We start from the raw sequence: 19,695 nt of genomic DNA, 5'->3' as shown, positions 1-19,695 counted from the left end.
CGTTGAAGGTTGGTCACGGAACCATGTCCCTCGTCATCCCGGTTGCTAGATACTGTTGCTGCTGTTGCGAAACGCCGTACGCGGTACCTGGCGCAACTTGAGAATGGGAAGCGGAGCGCTGACTCGCGACGACCATTCCTCCGTCCGCCGCAACTCGCTGCGAAAGCTCGCGAGCCGCACCTCGATGAACGCGCGAAACGCGGCATTGAACTGCTCGGTCCTGAAACGCTCGGCGTTTCGGCGGCAGTCTTGGGGATCGAAAGCCCACGCATGGTGTTCGAAGCAATCGAGGGCGTCCAACAGCGATTCTGTTGTTTGCTCGTGGAAGAACACGCCGGTCGCATGCTCCCTCGGGTATCCCAAGACCGACTCCAGCGCGCCCCCTTTTCCATACGCGATGACCGGCGTGCCGCACGCTTGCGCTTCGACCACTGAGATGCCGAAATCCTCTTCAGCCGCAAACACAAAGGCGCGGGCGCGCTGAAGATGGTCGCGCAAGACCTCGAATGGCTGGTAGCCCATTACTTCCACGTTGGGCCCCGCCGCCGCTTTGACCTTCGCCATGTCGGGGCCGTCGCCGATCACGACCAGCCGGCGCTCCGGTGTTTGCGAGAACGCCTTCACGATCAGATCGATCCGCTTATACGGCACCATGCGCGATGCCGTCAGGTAAAAGTCGCCCTTGTGCGTCTCCAAAGACAGCGCACTGACGTCGACGGGCGGATAGATGACCGTCGCATCACGTCCATATACTTTCTTGATCCGCCTGGCCACAAAGCGCGAGTTCGAGATCAAGTAGTCCACCCCGGTTGCCGAGCGTGAGTCCCAGCCCCGGATGTAGTGCAGCAGCACGCGCGCCAATGCCGACTTGAGTCCCGAGCTCAGCCCCGCTTCCCGTAGATATTGGTGTTGCAGGTCCCACGCGTAGCGGATCGGCGAGTGGACATAACTGATATGCAATTGGTCCGGTCCCGTCAACGTCCCTTTTGCCACCGCATAGGAACTCGAAATCACGAGCTCGTAGCCCGACACGTCGAACTGCTCTATCGCAAGCGGCATGAGCGGCAGATAGTCCCGGTAGTGCTTGCGCGCGGATGGCAGCCGCTGGATGAACGAGGTATACACCGGCCTGCCCTTGAGGCACGTCCGGTCCTCCAGAAAGTCGACGAGCGTATAGATGTCCGCCTCAGGGAAGCATTCGATGATCTGTTCAAGCACTCTTTCCGCTCCGCCGTACACAACGAGCCAGTCATGCACAATCGCAACTCTCATCTCCATATCCCCCTGCCGTTGGATTTAAGGTGCATACAGATGCTCGAGAAAGCGCTGAGCTCTCAAGAAATTTTCACAGACATTAGATCTCCATCGGACAATCCAATTAAAACTGACGTAATGCTCCCTGGTGTTGCACGCATCTGACTCTATGAGCCAATGATTATTCTTTCGCTCCGATTTGTCTAACATTCGCGCGATTGTGCGCGCCATCTGACATTAGACTGTATGTGCGCGATTATCAACCACAAAAAAACACGATCTTCCTCTGAACTAGAGCGTTCCCTGCGCCGACGCGTATCGCACCAGGGACGTGCGCGACGGCACGCGTATGGCGCGATAATGGGAGCCGCTGCCCGCAAGTAGGCCGATTACGATGAAGAAAAAGCGATCACTCGCCGCAGCTTGTGTTGTATTGACGCATTGCGTTCGAGACGCACTGGGCGTGGAGCCGAGTGCGGAATGCGGAACTAATAATTCAGCGTGGCTTCGCATTATCAGTGATGCCAGAACGATTCCGCCATTGCCTGCGAAAAAGTGGCGAGTTATCGCTATTCAAGCTTTTTCCGGCCAATTCCCAGAGCAACGCGACGACCGGTTCTCGTTACATCATGGAGCGCTTCGCCCGTTGCCCATCTGCCAAAGCCAAACGAGGCGCCGCCGCACGGCGCGTTGGACCCGTTTCGGCGCGATTCTTTGCAGCCACTTCCGCTTGGTCACGGACGGCTCGGTCAATCGCTGTTCGAGCCAACGCAATCGCGCTTCGTTTTCCCGCTCGCGGTCCGCATAGAGCGTCAGCGGGAACGGATGCCCAAGCCGCTGGCCATAAAGCGCGTGAGCGGCATCCACGATGTCGCGGTTCTCCTCCCGCTGAGTAAAGAACGCGAGGTGGACGAATGGTACGCGACGCACACAGACGATCCGGAGATCGTTGCGCTCGCAATACATGTGCATCATATGCTCGTCGTCGTGTCCCCCGTCATCGATCGCATCCCACAGTGGCTTCCGAAACAAGATGCAGCCAATCGAATAGCGCGATTGTGCCGGCACATCGCATGGCGCGAGTGCTTGCGTGGCAGCGATGAATGCATCGGGCTGAAGGGTGGTGCGCTCGTGCAGCCAGCGTGCGATGTGGGGGTAGCCCCATATCGTCCCGTTCGTGCCCGTCTCGATCTGCTCCGCGGGAATGATACGCAGCGGAAAGCGCCCGCTCTTCCCCGTCCCGACGAAATGCGGATGCGCCTGCGTAGCAAAGTACTCCTGCTCCAGGTTCATCACCTTCATCACCTGAGGGAAACCCCAGCCGTTGTTGTTGATGAGCGGCGTGACATACGCGAGCTTGCCGCCGCTTTCTTGCTCGGCGTCCCCATAGGCCTCGAGCATATGGTCGAGCCATTGGTGCGTAATCGGGAACGCATCGTCGTCGATCTTGCACACCAGGTCGATCTCCGCGAACTCCGGCTTGGAAAGCAACTTTTTGATCGAGCGGTAGGGGTCGCCGGGCACGATGTCGTCGACGACCTTGACGACGCCGGGAAAAAGCCTCTCATATCGCCGAGCTACGCCGAGCGTCCGTTCGGCATCGTACCCCCCACGGCAATTCTGCAGCACGAAGAACGGCACACCGGGTGGCCGGTAAGCCATTTGGCTCGCGAGCGCCAGCTCCAGTGCCGCGTAGTCGCGGCACGCGAGTATCACGATAGCCGTACGCCGTGCCATGGGGGCGGGATGCGATGTGCTCATGCGTCAACTCCTTTTGGCGATCTGGTGCGCTTAGCATTCAGGTGGCGATGCCCTTGTCAAAAAGACCGGGACTCGTTTCCGAATGAGGTAAAGCGCCATGCAGCCCGTGACGAGGACTTCCGTTGCGAGCACGGACATCGCCGCGCCCTGCGCTCCCAGGCGAATCGCAAGGGGCACCAGCAGCGCGACGTTGAAGACACCGGATCCGAGCAGTATCTCGCTGAATTTCTTCTTCATGCCAAGCGGCAGCATCATTTGGAGCCCGAGCACATTGTTCAGGCTCACGAGCAGGGGCACGAAGGCCATCCAACGCAATACGTCGACGGCGGGTGCGTATTGAGGTCCCATCGCTATGCGAACGATCCATGGCGCACCCGCCCAGAGCATCGCCGAAATTGCCAGCATGATCGCGCTCATCGCGTAAAGCGCTTTGCGCACGAGCGCATAGGCCTTGGCAGCGTCCTCGGCGAACAGTGCATTGACGCGTGGATAAAGGGCGTTGCTGAGCGGCCCTATCAGCGCCTGCGCCGCGTTCCGAATCTTGTCGGCGGCACCGAAGTAGCCTAGCGTGACATTGCCGGCGAGAAACCCTAGCAATACGCTATTGGTCGTTGTGTAGAGGCTCACCGCCGCCGTGGAAATGAATACGTGCCAGCCTTCCCGGAACGCTTCCATGACATCGTTGGCGCTCGGCGTCCAGAGCGAAATCATCCTTGCGCGCACAATCAGTGTATGGGCGACGATGCCCGCGACGACGGTGCTCATCGAATTGATGAGCGCCGCGAGCCACGTGTCACCGGGTGAGTGCACCAGAAGGTAGGTAAGGGGTATCACGAGCACGCGTGCACTGAGTGTCGATACCGTGATGAAGAACATCCGCTCCAAGCCCTGAAACAGCCATTGCGGAAATAAAACGGTGCCGATGACGAAGGGGAACGTTGCAAACATGATTGCCCGCAGCTCGATCAGTTTCGGCACCATCAGCACGCCGACCACAAGAAGCACCAGACCGGCGCACGCAACGAGCGCCTTCGCCGCTTGCGTCCGCCAAAAGATTCTCGTGACAGCGCCATGATCGCTCTGCACCTTCGCGATCTCGCCCGTGGCGGACCAATTGAAGCCGTAGTCGGCCAACAGAACCAGATAGGCAATGACTGCCTGAGCGAAGACATAGGCGCCGAAGTGGCTCGGGCCCAGGACGCGGAACAGATACGGTAACGTGGCGAGCGGCAGCGCCATGTTCGCGGCTTGCAAGACCGAGAGTGCAACCATGTTCCGCAACATTCGGTGCGCCATAGTGAGTCGGTCCTCGGTTCTTAACCTTCTTTATGGCCGTCCGATCGACGAGAAGTCAATCGATCAATAAAAGAAACGCATTTGACGCGGTGATTCCCAATTGGTCATTCGATCAGACGGAAGGTCGAATGCGGATGAGACTACGACCTTGCGTGGTATCGAAACGGCCGGCTATGGTTGACCGTCACCGCGTATCGGCGGAACGTCGATCTGCATGACTCGCACAAGGCGCTCCGCATATCGATGAGGCAGAAAGTCACTTACGTGGTACGTTCTGTCAGCCCTCGCGAGGTGTGCAGCGAGTTCGTCGAGCGCTGCGCGAAGGCTTTGCGCATCATCGTGGTACGCAATTTTGCTGCCGACTGTATCGCCGAATGTGAATCGATAGTTTCCCTCTCGGATCAATGTGGGCAATCCCAGCATCGCGGCCTCGACGATAACGAGCGGCGCGATTTCGGTGCCGACCGACGGAAGCACGATTGCGTCGGCGAAGCCACGTAGTGCGGAGAATAGTCGGTCGTGCGGCAGCCTGCCAAAGAAAATCAGTTTGCCCTTTTCGACGAGCGATGCGTAGCGTTGCTCGATCGCCACTCGATCGGGCCCGTCGCCAAAGACACCAAGGCATTCGATTCGCGCGAAATCGATCGAGTGGGCGAGCTCGATGAACTGCTCGAGGCCCTTCTCATACGCGATGCGTCCAACGAATGCAAGATTGAAGCGTTCTCGATTGCACACACTCACCGGCTTGCTCGCCACTGAGAGTGCCGATGGGTTGTAGAGGACGACGGTGTTGTCGATGCCTCTGCGATGCAGAGCCTGCTGCATGAAATCGGACGGGCAAAGTATCCGATCGAAGATACGCTCGGGCTTGTACAGGATCCGTATCGCATGCCAGTACGCCTTTGTGAAGATGTCATGGACTACTCCCTTCGCGCTGGCGCGCAGCCTGAGCATACGCCACGTTCCTAACTCATCGAGCGTCACCTGCTCTATATGGCCGCTTACGCGGTAATGAAGCGTAGGGTTGTAATAGACCAGATGATAGTCGTGACATGTCAGATACGCTGTGTAGCCAAGCTTGCGTTTGTAACGAGCGATCACGCCGAGGACCGACGCTGACAACGCGTTGTGGTAGTTGTGGACGAGGATCCTATGCGGGCGATACCTGATCAACGCTTGCTCGAGCGCGCGTGCTGCCGCCAGGTTCCACGACTTGGCGAGCAGCGATGAGCTTCCGTGGAACCGGCTTTCGTCGAAGCATTGCACTTCGACGCCAGGCATTGCGCTTAGAAGCTCGGCGGACTGTCGATAGACGACGTCCGCACCTCCTTTTTGCACGAAATCATTGATCACCAAGACCCTGTAGCGCTGCATATCTGCCTCTTGTCCTGTAAATGGCCGTGCGTTCGGGGCAACGATAGCCGGCGGCGCGCAAGCGGCTACGTTGGACAGCGCACGGAGTCTCATAATGCCTTGATGACCGACTGCACGATCAGCACAGGCTCCTCGAACATTGTCGCGAGTTCGAAGCAAAACACGAATGCAAGCAGGTAACAAATAGCGGGATGGGCATCGAATAGCCGCAGGACCATCGGTGCAAAGTGCTTTTTCACTGAATCGCGAGAAAGGATCAACGTGACAACAATGCCGATCGCGGCACCGCCGATAATGTCAGTCGCATAATGTAATCCGAGATAGACGCGCGGAAGACAGATGAAAATGGCCAGCTGAAGGAAGGCAAAAACACCCACCCAGCGCCAGATAAGGAATATTCCCGTCGCAACCGAGGCCCACAGCATGGCGTGGTCGCTCGGGAACGAACTCCATGTTCTTCGAACGAGTTCCGGCGCTTCGGAGAGGGGGAATACGAGGTGCAGATCCGGGTTGTAGATCGGACGCACACGAAATGGCAAGAAGAGCCCGAGTGTCCTTCCTACGATCATTGTCAACAAGCTGCTCGCAAGCGTGACGATCACCATCTCGCGCGCCCATCCGGCATCACGACGTGCCCCGAACCAAATCGCCCACAACAAGCCTGTCGGTACTACGCCCTTGAACAAGTTGAAGCTGGCGATGGCGCGCATTGCGTGATTAAAAAACGGCCAACTCACGGCGGCGTGCGTAATGAAGTTCTCTACGGCGGCATCGAATGTGTTCATCGTCGAGGAGGCGTGGAAAGAACTGGCGGCCGCCGTCCGCGGGCGTCGTTCGCTGTTGCCAGGGCGGGCGTTTCCTCGCGTCGGCCGCGATCTTGGCCGTTTCCTGAGTCATGACCATGCGGGCCATTGACAACGGAGGCCGTCTGATCTCCCGCACCGGCTTCGATCGCGCCCCATGCGAACTCCCAGTCTGGCATTAATTTAAACCTGCGGCCAGTGTCGGCGACGCAAGGTGGTCGTGGCGCACTGCAATACAAGAATAACGAACGCTTTGGGGTCGCAATGGTATTATATTTAATCATATAATAATCGGAGAAATCCCTGCCGATTTAATACGACGATTCGGCGAAGTTGCGACGGATTTTCCGAATCGGCTTGCGCCGGACAACCGCGTAGGAAAATCCTGACGCAAAATTCGGTGATGCATTATCAAATGACATAAGTTATACTTGCCCTGACTCGCGCGGCTGCCCCGAAAGCAGTACGGCGTTGGCTCTCCGCGAGTTGTGGCATGACCGCAGTTCAAGGCCGCCGCGATCGATGTGTATCCATGAAGTGTTGATCGATTTCGACCGCGCAGCCGTCCGTTCGAATACCTATTAATTCATCGAAAAATCGCCGCGTTTTTTCGGCGATGGATAAACTCGTCATGATTCATTGCGGATTCCTTAATGATCCGATAGCAGCATTTCATATCTGTACGTTAACCGCTTGCCGCGGTGACAAGGCTCTCGTGTCTGAAGCCAGCTCAGATTCGACGTGACAGATATCAGCTGAAGCCGCATCCGCACCGGCGGCCTCTGACTGAATGCCATAGCAGCGATATTGGCACTTCGGTGGGCGCTTCGCGATTTCGCGCGCCAATTGTGTGCAACGCCCAGCATCAATCCTGGTGACTCCGTCCAACTCCGCACTCTGTCCGATCGGCCAGGTGCTGAGCGTGGAAGACTCATCTCATCAAGAATGAGGTCAAATTGACGATTAATCGAAGGCAATTTCTGAATACGCTGGCTGCGGCTGGCATCGCTAGCGTAGCGGGTCTTGACGTGGCGAAAGCAGCCGTGACCAGCATGCCCCACTTTTACGGGATATGCGGACACTACGATTACCCACCGGACAGTGCGACACTCGTCAATCAGCTTCATTCGATTGGCGCCAAGACGCTGCGCCTCGATACCGGTGGCTTCAACCCGACGCATATCGCGAGTGTGCGGCGATTCGCCACCGAAATCGCGGCCATCGATCCGAGCATCAAGATTTTGTGCTGTATCACCACGAGTTTCCTGGGGACGGACGAGAACTCGGCTTACAACATCGCGTTCACCAACGCGCAGACTATCGCGCAGATGCTCGGACCGGCGGGCGTGACGGACTTCGAATGTGGCAACGAGATGACCGCCAGCACACTGGTGTTCCGGACGCCGGGCGCGCCAGGAAACAAGGTGAGCGACTACATCGCCGATAACAACTGGAACCGTATGCGTGGGACGATGCGCGGGCTCATCGATGGGATCAAGTCCGTCAATTCAGCTTATCGGTGCGGCATCAACTTCACGATTGCGCAGATCGCAGCGTCGGACATGCTGTGGCACGGTATGGCCCCGGACGGTAGCACTGGACATCCTACCGTGCGCTGGGACATCACCACGTGGCACAACTATTCCGTCTACGGTGATCTGTTCAACATGACGCTCGATGGGTACCAGACGAAGATGAACGTCATCGACTACATCAGCAAGGCGTACGGCAAGCCGATCATGATTACCGAGTGGGCGGCCAAGCCGGAGGACACGGATGCGCAGAAGGCCGCCTACTGTACGAAATTCCTGACGGAGTACTACAACAATCGCCTGCAGTACAACATCGAAAGCGTCATGAAGTATCAGCTTCTCGGTTCCGCACAGTTCGGCCTGCTCGCGAACCCGCAGGAGACGGCGGCCTACGCCGGGTTCTCGCGCGCTCATCTGGCATAAGGGCTAACGGCGGTATTTCGTCAGCCTCTTCATCGAGGCCGAGCGGGTTCTGCGCATCCGTGCGCAGAACCGCCGAGTTGATTGCCGCCAAGCACGTTCATCAGTTGGCGGGCAGCTCGTTCCCAGCGATACTTGCGCGCCTGCATCAGACCCAGTTGCCGATAGCGAGCGCGCAGACTGTCGTCGCCCAACATCTGCGCCATCTTGTCAGCGATATCGTCGACGGAGGTCGCATCGCAATAGAGCGCAGCGTCACCGCAAGCCTCGGGCAACGACGCTTCGCGCGAGACGACCGCGGGGCAACCGCAATACATCGCTTCCAGCGGGGGTAGTCCAAACCCTTCGTATAGAGAAGGAAACGCGAGCAACCGCGCGTTTTCGTAAAGCGCCTTCAGCTCGCTATCGGTCACGAAGCCCGCCCATACCACCTGACGATTTTCCGCTGTGCTCGTTGGCGTCTGCTCGCCGAATACGCGCGAATTCTTGCCGCCGACCACGACGAACTTGACCTCGCTCAAATGGCCGAGGTGCTCGACCGCGGCGAGCGCGCGCCGCAGATTCTTGCGCGGGTCCAGACTTCCTACGAGCAGACAGTAGGGGGCCGTCGCCAATTCGAGGCGCGCCAAAACGCTTCGGTCGCTATGCACGCGCTCCATGTGGTCGATGCCGGGATTGATCACGAAAACGCGTGACGGATCGACGTTCAGATGCCGGCAAATGCGCTCCTTCGAAAACTCCGAGACGGTCAGGATGACCTTCGCATTTCGGTGAATCGTCGCAAAAACAAGCTTGTACCAAAGTCTGAACTTTTTCGAAAAGGCGTACGGCACATCGAAGATCGCCATGTCATGCACCATGACGATCTGACGACGCTTGATCAGAGGGCTCGTATTGCAAAGGCTGATCAGCGTTTCACCGCTTGTCGTCAACGGGAGCGCGATCTGCTCCCATACGTTGCCCATGAACCATGGACAGCAGCGCTTGGATAGAAGCGATGCACCCGGCTCCGTGGCGTTCCTGGGGACGACGATCTCGATATCGTTCGAATGCAAATCGAGCAATTGCATCGCTCTCGTCAGTTCGTACGCGACGCGCTGCACCCCGGTGATGCGCTGCGCGGTGAATTTTCCGTTGATCGCAAAATCCATGGCTCGCCCCGGAAGTAGCGTTCGCTACGGTCCGCTGCAGGTTGCTTCGTCCGATCTCGAGGAACCTGGCTTTCGCCGCGGGATTGGCGCGGCCTCGAGGGGGCAGAATCGATTACGCAAAAACGCGCGTATGTTGCGGAACGCACATTGAGCAAATACTGCTCTAAAACGTCTGATCGGGACTGATAAAGTCTTAGGTAAATATGATAAGTAGAATAAGCCTGACCCAATTCAAATAAATAGCAAATCCCGAAATTGAAATGCGTGACAGTGGACATTGTTTGGCGGCTGGCCGTGGCTCCGTCGGCGCTGCCAGCAAACGTTCAACGTACGATGGCCCTCGGTCCGGGCGCTGCAAGGCACTCCCACACGCACGAACGACGCCCCCTCATTGTTGATAGCTGCACACGGCAAAGCCCGCGTGCTTTGATGCGGCCTGTTGCGACCGATCCGTCACGGTTTCGCGGCAAACACAAGCTCCCTTTACATTGCGCCGCTCATCGCTTATGAAAGCTTCGCGTTTTACCTTGTTCGCGGCCGCGTTGGCCGTGCTCCTATCGGTGTCGATACGAGTGCCCGGCGCTGCGTGCGCCGCCGAGATTCCCGCCGGCGTCGAACTCGCGCCCATTCAAGAACTGAATCGGCAGGTGCCTTCCGAAGTCGAATCGCTCGACCCCGCGCATATCGAATCGTGGAGCGCGAATACCATCGGCCTCGATCTTTTCGAAGGGTTGACGCGCATCGACGCGGCCGGCCACGTCGCCCCCGGCGTCGCGCAGAGCTGGATGCGCACGGCGCCCGATACCTGGGTCTTCAAGTTGCGCACCGACGCGCGATGGAGCAACGGCCAGCCCGTGACCGCCGACGATTTCGTCTACGCGTGGCGGCGCGTCGTCGATCCGAAGACGGGCTCGAAGTACACGATCCTCGTCGAATTCGTCAAGAACGCCAAGGCAATCATCGCCGGGAAGGCGCCGCCCTCGAGTCTCGGCGTGCGCGCCGTCGATAGTTACATGCTCGAGGTGAAAACCGAAATACCGGCGGCGTTCTTCCCGGAGTTGACGGCCATGGCGACGATGGCGCCCGTCTTGCGCGCGGCAGTCGAGAAAGGCGGAGACGTTTGGACGCGCCCAGGCTCGCTCGTCGGCAACGGTGCTTATGTGCTTGCCGACTGGCGGCCGAACGACCGGCTCGTTGCCGTGAAGAACGACAAGTACTGGAATGCACGCCACGTCGCGATTTCCAAGGTGACATACCTGCCCGTAGACGATGACCAGACCGCGATGCGCATGTATCAGGCGGGTCAGGTCGACTACACGTATCGCATTCCTTCCGGCATCCATGAGCTGATTGCTCGTCAATTCGGCGCCGAACTGCGCAGAGGCCTGCAAATCGCAACCTACTTCTACAGCATGAACAACGACGATCCGGCATTCAAGGATGAGCGCGTGCGCGAAGCGTTGTCGATGGTGATCGACCGCGATCTTCTGACGTCGAAGCTGCTGCAAGCGGGCGAGTTGCCGCTATACGGGCTCATTGCGAAAGGCACGAAAGGTGCGCTGCAATTCCGTCCGGACTGGGCGGATTGGACGATGCAAAAGCGCGTCGAGCGCGCCCAAGCGTTGATGCGCGAAGCCGGATATTCGGCTGCGAAGCCGTTTTCGTTCACGCTCACCTATAACACCAACGATCTGAACAAGAAGGTGGCGCTGTTCGTGACGTCACAGTGGCATACGAAGCTTGGCGTGAATGCCAGACTCGAGAACGTAGAGTTCAAGGTACTGCTGAAAGAACGTCACGATGGGGCGCTGCAGGCATCGCGCGACGGCTGGTTCGTCGATTACAACGACGCCATGTCGTTTTTCGATCTGCTTCGCTGCGGCGGCGTGCAAAACGATCAGCGCTACTGCAATCGACGCGTTGATGCGCTTGTCGACGAGGCGAATCGTCAACTCGACGATGGCCGCCGAACCGAGCTGCTCACGGAGGCGCACGCGCTCGCGATGCGCGACTACCCGTTGATTCCGCTCTTCCAATATTCTGCCGACCGTCTCGTGAAATCGTATGTGGGGGGCTACCTGCCCACGAACTACGTGGACATGCGGGCCTCGCAGGACCTCTACATCGTCAGGCACTGAGCCGGAGTCAGCGATGCTTGCATATACGTTGCGGCGAGCGCTTTGGGCGATCCCGACAGTTCTCGCGGTGATCACGATCTGCTACCTGCTGTTGCACCTGACGCCGGGCGGCCCGTTCGATTCGGAGAAGGGCCTGTCGGCGGCCGCGCAGGCCAACCTCGAGGCGAAATATCATCTGCGTGAGTCGCTTTGGCGGCAGTACCTGCTCTATCTATCCTCGCTCGCCCGCGGCGATCTGGGGCCGTCGTTTCGCTATGTCGACTGGAGCGTCAACGACCTCGTGGCCAAGGCACTGCCCGTCAGCCTGCGCGTCGGCGGCGCCTCGATTCCCCTCGCGCTCGCGTTAGGCGTGGCGCTCGGCGTCATCGCGGCGGTGCGGCGCAACGGGGTGATCGACCGAATGGTCATGCTGCTCGGCAACGTCGGTAATGTGCTACCGCCTTTCGTGCTCGGGCCGCTTTTGGTCTGGGTCTTCGCCATCCTGTTGAAGACGAGCGGCGGCGCGCGCGGCTGGCTGCCCGCCGGCGGATGGGGCGACGGCGACTGGCGCTACCGTGTGCTGCCGATCGCACTTCTGACGGTCATCAACCTGTCGACGATCGCGCGCGTCATGCGCGCGAGCATGATCGAAGTCCTCTCGAGCAATTTCATTTTGACGGCGCGCGCGAAGGGGCTGCCGACTCGCCGAATCGTCGTGCGCCACGCGTTGAAGCCGGCGTTGCTGCCTGTGGTCTCGCTGCTCGGCGCCGTCGCCATTTCGTCGATTACGGCGGCCGTCGTGACCGAGTCGGTCTTTTCCCTGCCGGGGCTGGGTCAGCTTATCGTCAACGCGGCGACTAACCGCGATTACACGTTGATGCTCGGCCTCGTCATCTTGACCACTGTCGCCGCCGTCCTCTTCAACCTCCTCGTCGATCTCGCCTACGCGGTGCTCGACCCTCGTATTCGATATTGATCAAGGATCATGGCTATCACGACTTCCCCCGCGCGAGACAACGATGACGGTTCGCTCCATGCCCCCATCGCGCGTAGTCCGCTTGGGCAAGCACTGGCTCGGTTCGTCCGCAATCGGGCCGCGCTCGCCAGTCTGACCATCCTCACGCTGATCGTCCTCGCCTGCTATGCGGGGCCGCCGCTCATCGGACGCGATCCCGCGGCGAGCGACTGGGCGGCAATCGCCGTCGCTCCGACGCTCGCTTCCGGCCACTGGTTCGGCACCGACGAACTCGGTCGCGACTTGCTCGTGCGTACGCTCGTCGGCGGGCGCGTTTCGCTCGAGATCGGCTTGCTCGGAACGCTCGTGGCCGGAGTAATCGGCGTTGGCTACGGCGCTTGCGCGGGCTACTTCGGCGGCCGGGTCGATGCGGTCATGATGCGCCTCGTCGACATGATGTACGCGATCCCTTACATGCTGATCGCGATCCTGATGATGACGCTTTTCGGCCGCGCGTTTTATTTGGTGGTCCTAACGATCAGCGCTTTCTCGTGGCTGGACATGGCGCGCGTGGTACGCGGCCAGACGCTGTCTTTGCGCACGCGCGAGTTCGTCGACGCGGCCCGCGCGATCGGCGTAGCGCCGTGGTCGATCGTCGTGCGGCATATCGTGCCCAACCTCGTGGGCGTGGTGGCCGTCTACCTGACTGTCATGGTGCCCGGCGTCGTTCTGACCGAGTCCGTGCTTTCGTTCCTCGGGCTCGGCGTGCAGGAGCCGATGACGAGCTGGGGCGTGCTGATCGAAGACGGCGCCCAGAAGCTCGAGGCCATGCCCTGGCTGCTGCTCGCGCCGGCCTCCATGCTGTGTCTCTCGCTCTATTGCATCAACTTTGTCGGCGACGGTCTTCGCGACGCCTTCGATACTAAGGACTCCTGATATGCCTATGTTGGAAATCGAACATCTGAGCGTACGGTTTTCGCGGGCCGACGGTCCGGCGATCGATGCCGTCGATGACGTCTCGTTCGCGCTCGACGCGGGCCGAGTACTCGGCATCGTCGGGGAATCGGGCTCGGGAAAGAGCCAGACCGTGTTGTCGCTGATCGGCCTGTCGGCGCGCAATGCCCGCGTGAGCGGCGTCGCGCGCTTCGAAGGGCGCAATCTGCTGACGCTCGACGAGCGCGGGCTGAACCGGTTGCGCGGCAATCGGATTGCTGTCGTCTTTCAGGATCCGATGACGTCGTTGAACCCATTTTTAACCATCGGACAGCAACTGATCGAGCCGTTGGTACTGCACCGGAGAATGTCGCGCCGCGATGCGCGCAGACGCGCCGCGGAAGCGCTCGAGCGCGTGCATGTGCCCGATGCGGCGCGGCGTCTCGACATGTACCCGCACGAGTTCTCGGGCGGGATGCGGCAGCGTGTCATGATCGCGATGGCGGTCATCACCGAGCCTCGTCTCTTGATCGCGGACGAGCCGACGACAGCGCTCGACGTCACGGTGCAGGCGCAGATCGTCGAGCTGCTGCGCGAGCTCAATCGTGAGCACGGCACGGCGATGATTCTGATCACGCACGACATGGGCGTCGCGGCCGGGCTCAGCGACGAAGTCATGGTCATGTACGCGGGCCGCACCGTGGAGCACGCGAGCGCGGCTGAGCTCTTCGCCGCTCCGACTCATCCGTACACGATCGGACTCATGAACGCCTTGCCGCGACTCGACGACGAAGGTGGGCGCCCGCTCACCACGATAGCGGGGCAGCCGCCCTTGCCGGGGGAAACGATCGCCGGTTGCGCATTCGCCAAGCGCTGCCCCCATGTCGCGGAGCGCTGCTTGACGAGGCGCCCACCGTTGGAGCGCCGGGCGGATGACGGCCGAGCGTGGCGCGCTTGTCATCGGCCGGCGGCGGTCGTCGCGGAGGGACTGGCGTGAACGATCCGCTATTTTCGGTCCGCGATTTGCACGTGCACTTTCGTGTCAAGCGCTATTCCGAGGCCTGGGCGGCATGGCGTCCCACGGCGATGCTGCGCGCGGTCAACGGCGTTTCGTTCGATATCGCTCGCGGCGAGACGCTCGGGCTCGTCGGCGAGTCGGGCTGCGGCAAGTCGACGCTTGCGCGTGCGATCGTCGGCCTTACGCCCGTGACCAGCGGAAGCATCCGCTGGCGGGGCATGGAAACCGTCCGCGGTGGGCGCCGCCCCGGGCCGGCACTCGCTGAGTTGCGCCGGGGCGTGCAGGCGATCTTTCAAGATCCGCTCGCGTCGCTTGATCCGCGCATGACGATCGAACGAATCGTTGCGGAGCCGCTCCTGGTTCGTCGTCCCCATATGAGTCGCGGCGAAGTGCGCGTGCGCGTCAGGACGATGCTCGAGCGCGTAGGCCTGAGTGCCCACTATCTCGGCCGCTATCCGCACGAATTCTCGGGCGGTCAATGTCAGCGAATCGGGATTGCACGGGCGCTCGTCGGCGAGCCGCAACTCGTCGTCTGCGACGAACCTGTATCGGCGCTCGACGTGTCGATCCAGGCGCAAGTCGTCAATCTGCTCCGCGATCTGCAACGCGAGTTTTCGCTATCGATGCTTTTCGTGGCGCACGATCTCGCTATCGTCAAGTCGATCAGTCATCGCGTGCTCGTCATGTACCTGGGGCGCGTGATGGAGGTCGCCGAAAGTGAGGCGCTCTATCGGGCGCCGATACATCCCTATACGCGCGCGCTGCTCTCGGCAGTTCCCATCCCCGATCCCGCGATCGAACGCAATCGTGGCCGTCTCTTGCTGCAGGGCGATTTGCCGTCGCCGATTGCACCGCCCACGGGTTGTGTTTTCCGCACTCGATGCCCGGAGGCAATCGAGGCCTGCGCGCAGCGCGTGCCGCCGCTTCAGACGCTCGACGATCGATGTAGACGCGTGGCCTGCGTTCGCGTGGCCGGCGGCTAGTTCGCGCCGGGCGTGCCGATAGCAGGGCGTCAGCACTCCATTTGAAGACCGGTTCTTTCGGCGCGAAGTGTGTCGCGCCGAGGAAAGCGCTCGTCCATTTCGTTTTCGATGGGCGCGTGAAGACGCTTGCGGCCATGAGCCGGCAAGCCATGTTGAACGCCTACAACAAGAGACTTGGATGAAGAGAGACACATCATCGCTTGCCGCGAGCAAGCGGCTTTTTGCATTGACGCTGACCCTCCCGGTCGTGGCGGGTACCGGTCACGTTCACGCGGACGAACGTCCCGCCCCCGGCGGAACAGCTCCGCTCCCGGCATCGGCGCCTGCCACGAGCGCAGCCGCCGCCTCGTCATCGCCACCCGCGCCGGCGCCCGCCGATGTGGCCAACATTGACGTCATTCAGGTGCCGCCCGTCGCGGCGTCGCCATCTTCGACGAGCCAGCGGAACAGCAAAGGATTGATCGGCGACAGCCATTTCGATCTGGAGTTTCGCAACTACACCGACTACTTTCATGACAACGACGGCGCCCACCGACACGCTTGGGTCGACAGCGTCCAGGCGCGGTTCCAGTCAGGGCTCACGAAAGGGCTCATCGGGTTCGGGTTCGACGCATCGCTTTTCGGCGCCCTAAAGCTCGACGGCGGCAACGGCGCGGGCAACATGGTTTTCGTCGGCAAGCACGGCGGCGGATCGAATCGCCTTGCGTGGGCGTATCCGGGCACCTACGACGTGAAGGCGCGCATCTCCGACACGGTGTTCAAGTATGGCCTGCACAACGTATCGAATCCGTTCCTCGATCCGCACGACAATCGCGCACTGCCACCGGCGTTTCTCGGCGCGTCGATGCTGAGCCGCGAGATCGTTCCACTGACGTTGCAGGCAGGCAGCTTCACAAAGGTCGATGCGCGCGGGCACACGAACCTCATGAGACTCAGCACGTCGTACGGAGGCATCGGATTCAAGCGGATCAGCTACGCGGGCGGCACGTGGGACTATTTCTCGAGCGGGTCCGCGTCGCTTTTCGCGGATCAGGCCGACGACGTCTGGCGGCAATACTATGCTTCAATTCAGCACAGTATCGGCCGCGTCGATACGATCAAGCTCACCGGATCGGCCAATCTCTATTCGACGCATGACACCGGCGCGGCGCGCCAAGGAACGATCGACAACAACGCTTACAGCCTCGCGCTGTCGGCGCAACACGGACCGCACGCATTGCTCGTCGGCTATCAGAAGATTGTCGGCGATCAGTTTTTCGACTACGTGAATGAAACGGCCGGCAACTACCTGACCAACTCGATGGATGTCGATTACAACGCGCCGCATGAGCAGTCATTGCAACTGCGCTACACGTTCGACGGCAATTATGCAGGCGTTCCAGGCTTTTCCGCCATGGTTTGGGCGCAGCAAGGATGGGGAGCCGACGCGTCATCCACTGCGAACCGCTACGGGCCCGGCGGTCCCGCGTTCAGCTCGGTTTACTTCAAGAACGGTCAGCCGGTGCATGGACGACATCACGAGTTCGGGTTCATCCCTTCGTACGTCCTGCAAAGCGGCCGGCTAAAGAACACCAAGGTGACGGTACTCGCGATGTGGCATGTCGGGTCGGCCTACTACTCGGATCCCACGAGTCAGGTCTACCGGCTCGTCGTGACCGTGCCGGTGAACGTGTTCTGAAAGATGGGAATCGAGCCGGCGGCGGGCGTGCAAAAGTGGCACGCGCCGCCGGCGTGCTGGAAACTGACGCGACTAACGAGCGCGAATCGCGCCTGGGCTTTGCCCATCAGCGCGCATGCTGCTCGCCCGAGAGCTCCGCGCCATGCGCGCGGATGGCGGCGATCAGTTCGGCCGCCGTAATTTCGTAGCGTACCTCTCGATGGATGCCGGGCTTGCGCTCGTCGATTTCGATCAGAAGAATGCTTTTGCCGTCTTCTGACGCTTCGAGCCGTAACGAGCGTACTTCGCGTCCGCTCGCTTCCTCGATTTCAGTGAGCAGGGTCATCGCCCCGGAAGAACGGGTGGTGCGCATCGAACGTTTCCTCGTGTCGTCAATGAAGCCATTTTACGGGCCTAGCATGTCAGCGCACACGGCGGCTCTCAGTGCGCGCGAGCGCTATCAGTGCGCGCGAGCACACACGTCCCGTCGCTGCGGCGGTGCGGCCGGCCTTCGCCCGTTTCCTGTCGATGAGTTTAACGCGAACCGCCAACGCTTCAGTGGCTTTTTAAAGTGCGCGAACAAGTGTCGAACCTGACACAACGGTGCGCGACTAAGCCCCCCGATCACTCACCTGAGGCACGGCGTGAGGCGGATAGAAACGGCTCGAGCCCGGCGGTTCGGCCTGCTCAGGCCAAATGCAAACGCTCGTTCTCGATCAGCGTTTGCGCCATGTCCCAGGCATCGCGGGCCGCGTCCACTCGTCCGCTCAACTGCCGCGCGAGCGTGGCGCCATCGAGCAGCAGCGCACAGCGACGAGCGAGCCGAACGGCGGCCTCGTGATCGAAGCGTTCGCCGAGTATGCGCTCGAGCACATGTGAGAATGCTCGACGTTGCGCAGCCGAAGCGGCGAGGATCTCATTCTCCTCGGCGTGGAATTCGGCCGCCGCATGAATGAAGATGCTGCCGGTAAACGATTCCGAGCGGAACCAGGCGTCGTGCCAGAGAAAAACGGCGTGGAGCTTGTCGAGCGCATCCGAATGCGGCGCGGCCGCCGCGGCGATTCCCGCTGCGAGCGCGGCACCTTGCTCGTTGAGCACCTCGACGACGAGCTTGCTTTTCGACGGAAAGTGTTTATACATCGTCATCTTCGCCACGCGCGACTCGGCGATGATGCGATCGATTCCGACCGCATGAAAGCCGAACCTCGAAAATAATCGAGTGGCGGTGTCGATCAGCGCTTTCTTTTTTTCGCTCATTTTTAGGCCCGCTTGATAATGTCAAAGTTATGCGTTCTCGCGCCGAAGTCCGTCTGCCGAGACGTTTTCTGCGAGGAAAGCGGAATTTTCGGAAAAGCTTTCCGCCGGCAGGCGATACCAATCGGTCGCCGCGCACTCTCTCAATGTGCGGCGACGAGCGGAACCACTGCTATTCAAATCGAAGAGCGTCCCGAAATCAAGCCCTTCCTTTTATTATTCGAGCAAGTGGTCGGTTTATTTATTGCGTGCCGAACGCGTGCGCCGCATGGCGATCGAGTTCTGGTGCGAGCGAAATGGATGTTGCAAGATGATTCTTCGCGGATTCGACGTCATCCGCTAGAACGCGTCAATTATCGGCATTGCGCCCGTGCGGCTCCCGCTCGCCGCGACGGGCACGGGCATGGGCGGACTTGGCGGCTTCAGGCTCGAAATGCCGGCTCCCCCGTAACAAGATGACGGCAGCGTGGCATACTCCGGCCATTCGAAAAAAGAATGAAGGGTTCATTCGATGACACGCACGCTTCGCTCCGTTGTTCGAGATGGCGCGGCCTCGCGCGCCGTTTTCGCCGCCGCGCTCTGCTCGGCTCTCGCCGGCTGCGGCGCAAGCGCGCCGCTCTTCACGAGCGACGGCCGCCCCACGACGCTCGTCCAATGTCCCGCGCAGGGCCCGCTGACCGCGTGCACCGACAATGCGCGCGGTATCTGCGGAGGCGGCATCGACATCATCAGGGAATCGACGGATAAGGGCACGCGCAGCCTGGTTTTTGCCTGCAAGCCGCGTTAGGCCGCACTTTTGCTTGCGCCACCGGTCATACACATATCTTTTTGCAATCACTTAGGAGGCAATGCTTTATGGCGACATACAGGCAACTGACGGAGCAACTGGCGAAAGTGCAGGCGCAGATGGCGGCTGCACGCGAAAAGGAGATGGCCACGGCCATTGCCCAGATCAAGGAGCAGATCGCGGAATATGGAATTACGGCCGAGGAGCTCGGCTTCTCGGACAGGCGCTCGCGCAGGACAAAATCGGCGACATCGGAGCCGAAATACCGTAACCCGCAGACAGGGCAGACCTGGAGCGGCCGCGGGCGCAGGCCGATGTGGCTAGGCAAGCGCCCGGAGAAATTCCTGATCAAGGATTGAAAATGCGCGGTAACGACGAACTGGGCGCCCGAGCATATCGT

17 protein-coding genes are annotated in these 19,695 nt (G+C 60.3%); 9 read left to right on the top strand and 8 right to left on the bottom strand.

The window, feature by feature from the left end; translation table 11 throughout:
* Positions 1 to 45: 45 nt before the first annotated feature.
* From B0G57_RS17915 to B0G57_RS17895, 5 genes are all read right to left on the bottom strand, one after another.
* Entirely contained in the window at positions 46 to 1,272 is a 1,227-nt protein-coding gene (locus B0G57_RS17915; protein ID WP_020566608.1) for a glycosyltransferase family 4 protein, read from the bottom strand.
* 609 nt (positions 1,273 to 1,881) lie between these two features.
* The gene (locus tag B0G57_RS17910) at positions 1,882 to 3,015 is read right to left on the bottom strand and encodes a hypothetical protein (protein ID WP_026230359.1); all 1,134 of its coding nucleotides are present in this window, start codon (positions 3,013 to 3,015) and stop codon (positions 1,882 to 1,884) included.
* A 30-nt stretch (positions 3,016 to 3,045) separates the two neighbouring features.
* Positions 3,046 to 4,299, bottom strand: a complete 1,254-nt coding sequence (locus B0G57_RS17905) for a flippase (RefSeq protein WP_018444338.1) — start codon at positions 4,297 to 4,299, stop codon at positions 3,046 to 3,048.
* A gap of 183 nt (positions 4,300 to 4,482) precedes the next feature.
* Positions 4,483 to 5,685 (bottom strand): glycosyltransferase family 4 protein, encoded by a 1,203-nt coding sequence (locus tag B0G57_RS17900; RefSeq protein ID WP_018444337.1) that lies wholly within the window; start codon positions 5,683 to 5,685, stop codon positions 4,483 to 4,485.
* A gap of 89 nt (positions 5,686 to 5,774) precedes the next feature.
* Positions 5,775 to 6,470 (bottom strand): phosphatase PAP2 family protein, encoded by a 696-nt coding sequence (locus tag B0G57_RS17895; RefSeq protein ID WP_018444336.1) that lies wholly within the window; start codon positions 6,468 to 6,470, stop codon positions 5,775 to 5,777.
* 1,061 nt (positions 6,471 to 7,531) lie between these two features.
* On the opposite strand from B0G57_RS17895, the gene B0G57_RS17890 reads away from it, so the two are divergent.
* Positions 7,532 to 8,443 (top strand): hypothetical protein, encoded by a 912-nt coding sequence (locus B0G57_RS17890; protein WP_146013382.1) that lies wholly within the window; start codon positions 7,532 to 7,534, stop codon positions 8,441 to 8,443.
* 29 nt (positions 8,444 to 8,472) lie between these two features.
* Here B0G57_RS17890 and B0G57_RS17885 read toward each other — a convergent pair whose 3' ends face one another.
* Complete coding sequence (locus tag B0G57_RS17885) at positions 8,473 to 9,591, bottom strand: glycosyltransferase family 4 protein (protein ID WP_018444334.1); 1,119 nt, start codon at positions 9,589 to 9,591, stop codon at positions 8,473 to 8,475.
* Between the two features lie 506 nt (positions 9,592 to 10,097).
* Here B0G57_RS17885 and B0G57_RS17880 point away from each other — a divergent pair.
* The 6 genes from B0G57_RS17880 (at position 10,098) to B0G57_RS17855 (ending at position 17,275) form a co-directional block, all read left to right on the top strand.
* Positions 10,098 to 11,729: a peptide ABC transporter substrate-binding protein gene (locus B0G57_RS17880; protein WP_018444333.1), complete on the top strand. Its 1,632-nt coding sequence runs from the start codon at positions 10,098 to 10,100 to the stop codon at positions 11,727 to 11,729.
* 13 nt (positions 11,730 to 11,742) lie between these two features.
* Positions 11,743 to 12,684: an ABC transporter permease subunit gene (locus B0G57_RS17875; protein WP_018444332.1), complete on the top strand. Its 942-nt coding sequence runs from the start codon at positions 11,743 to 11,745 to the stop codon at positions 12,682 to 12,684.
* Between the two features lie 9 nt (positions 12,685 to 12,693).
* A complete protein-coding gene (locus tag B0G57_RS17870) occupies positions 12,694 to 13,599 on the top strand; it encodes an ABC transporter permease (protein ID WP_018444331.1) in 906 nt (301 codons plus the stop codon).
* A gap of 1 nt (position 13,600) precedes the next feature.
* Entirely contained in the window at positions 13,601 to 14,593 is a 993-nt protein-coding gene (locus tag B0G57_RS17865; protein WP_026230356.1) for an ABC transporter ATP-binding protein, read from the top strand.
* Positions 14,590 to 15,597 (top strand): ABC transporter ATP-binding protein, encoded by a 1,008-nt coding sequence (locus tag B0G57_RS17860; protein ID WP_018444329.1) that lies wholly within the window; start codon positions 14,590 to 14,592, stop codon positions 15,595 to 15,597. Before B0G57_RS17865 ends, B0G57_RS17860 begins: the two co-directional genes overlap by 4 nt.
* A gap of 178 nt (positions 15,598 to 15,775) precedes the next feature.
* Positions 15,776 to 17,275, top strand: coding sequence for an OprD family outer membrane porin (locus B0G57_RS17855; RefSeq protein ID WP_018444327.1), 1,500 nt, complete (start codon positions 15,776 to 15,778; stop codon positions 17,273 to 17,275).
* Positions 17,276 to 17,381: 106 nt separating this feature from the next.
* Here B0G57_RS17855 and B0G57_RS17850 read toward each other — a convergent pair whose 3' ends face one another.
* Positions 17,382 to 17,627 (bottom strand): hypothetical protein, encoded by a 246-nt coding sequence (locus B0G57_RS17850; RefSeq protein ID WP_026230355.1) that lies wholly within the window; start codon positions 17,625 to 17,627, stop codon positions 17,382 to 17,384.
* Between the two features lie 314 nt (positions 17,628 to 17,941).
* Entirely contained in the window at positions 17,942 to 18,511 is a 570-nt protein-coding gene (locus B0G57_RS17845; RefSeq protein ID WP_018444325.1) for a TetR/AcrR family transcriptional regulator, read from the bottom strand.
* A gap of 508 nt (positions 18,512 to 19,019) precedes the next feature.
* Here B0G57_RS17845 and B0G57_RS17840 point away from each other — a divergent pair.
* Both B0G57_RS17840 and B0G57_RS17835 read left to right on the top strand, forming a co-directional pair.
* Complete coding sequence (locus B0G57_RS17840; RefSeq protein ID WP_018444323.1) at positions 19,020 to 19,295, top strand: hypothetical protein; 276 nt, start codon at positions 19,020 to 19,022, stop codon at positions 19,293 to 19,295.
* 68 nt (positions 19,296 to 19,363) lie between these two features.
* Positions 19,364 to 19,654 carry an H-NS histone family protein gene (locus B0G57_RS17835; RefSeq protein ID WP_018444322.1) on the top strand — a complete coding sequence of 97 codons (291 nt, stop codon included), beginning with the start codon at positions 19,364 to 19,366 and terminating at the stop codon, positions 19,652 to 19,654.
* Positions 19,655 to 19,695 lie beyond the last annotated feature (41 nt).

Source organism: Trinickia symbiotica (assembly GCF_002934455.1).
Taxonomy (GTDB): domain Bacteria; phylum Pseudomonadota; class Gammaproteobacteria; order Burkholderiales; family Burkholderiaceae; genus Trinickia; species Trinickia symbiotica.
The sequence above is the reverse complement of the archived record's forward strand: the minus strand, read 5'-3'. Positions and strand labels throughout refer to the sequence as shown.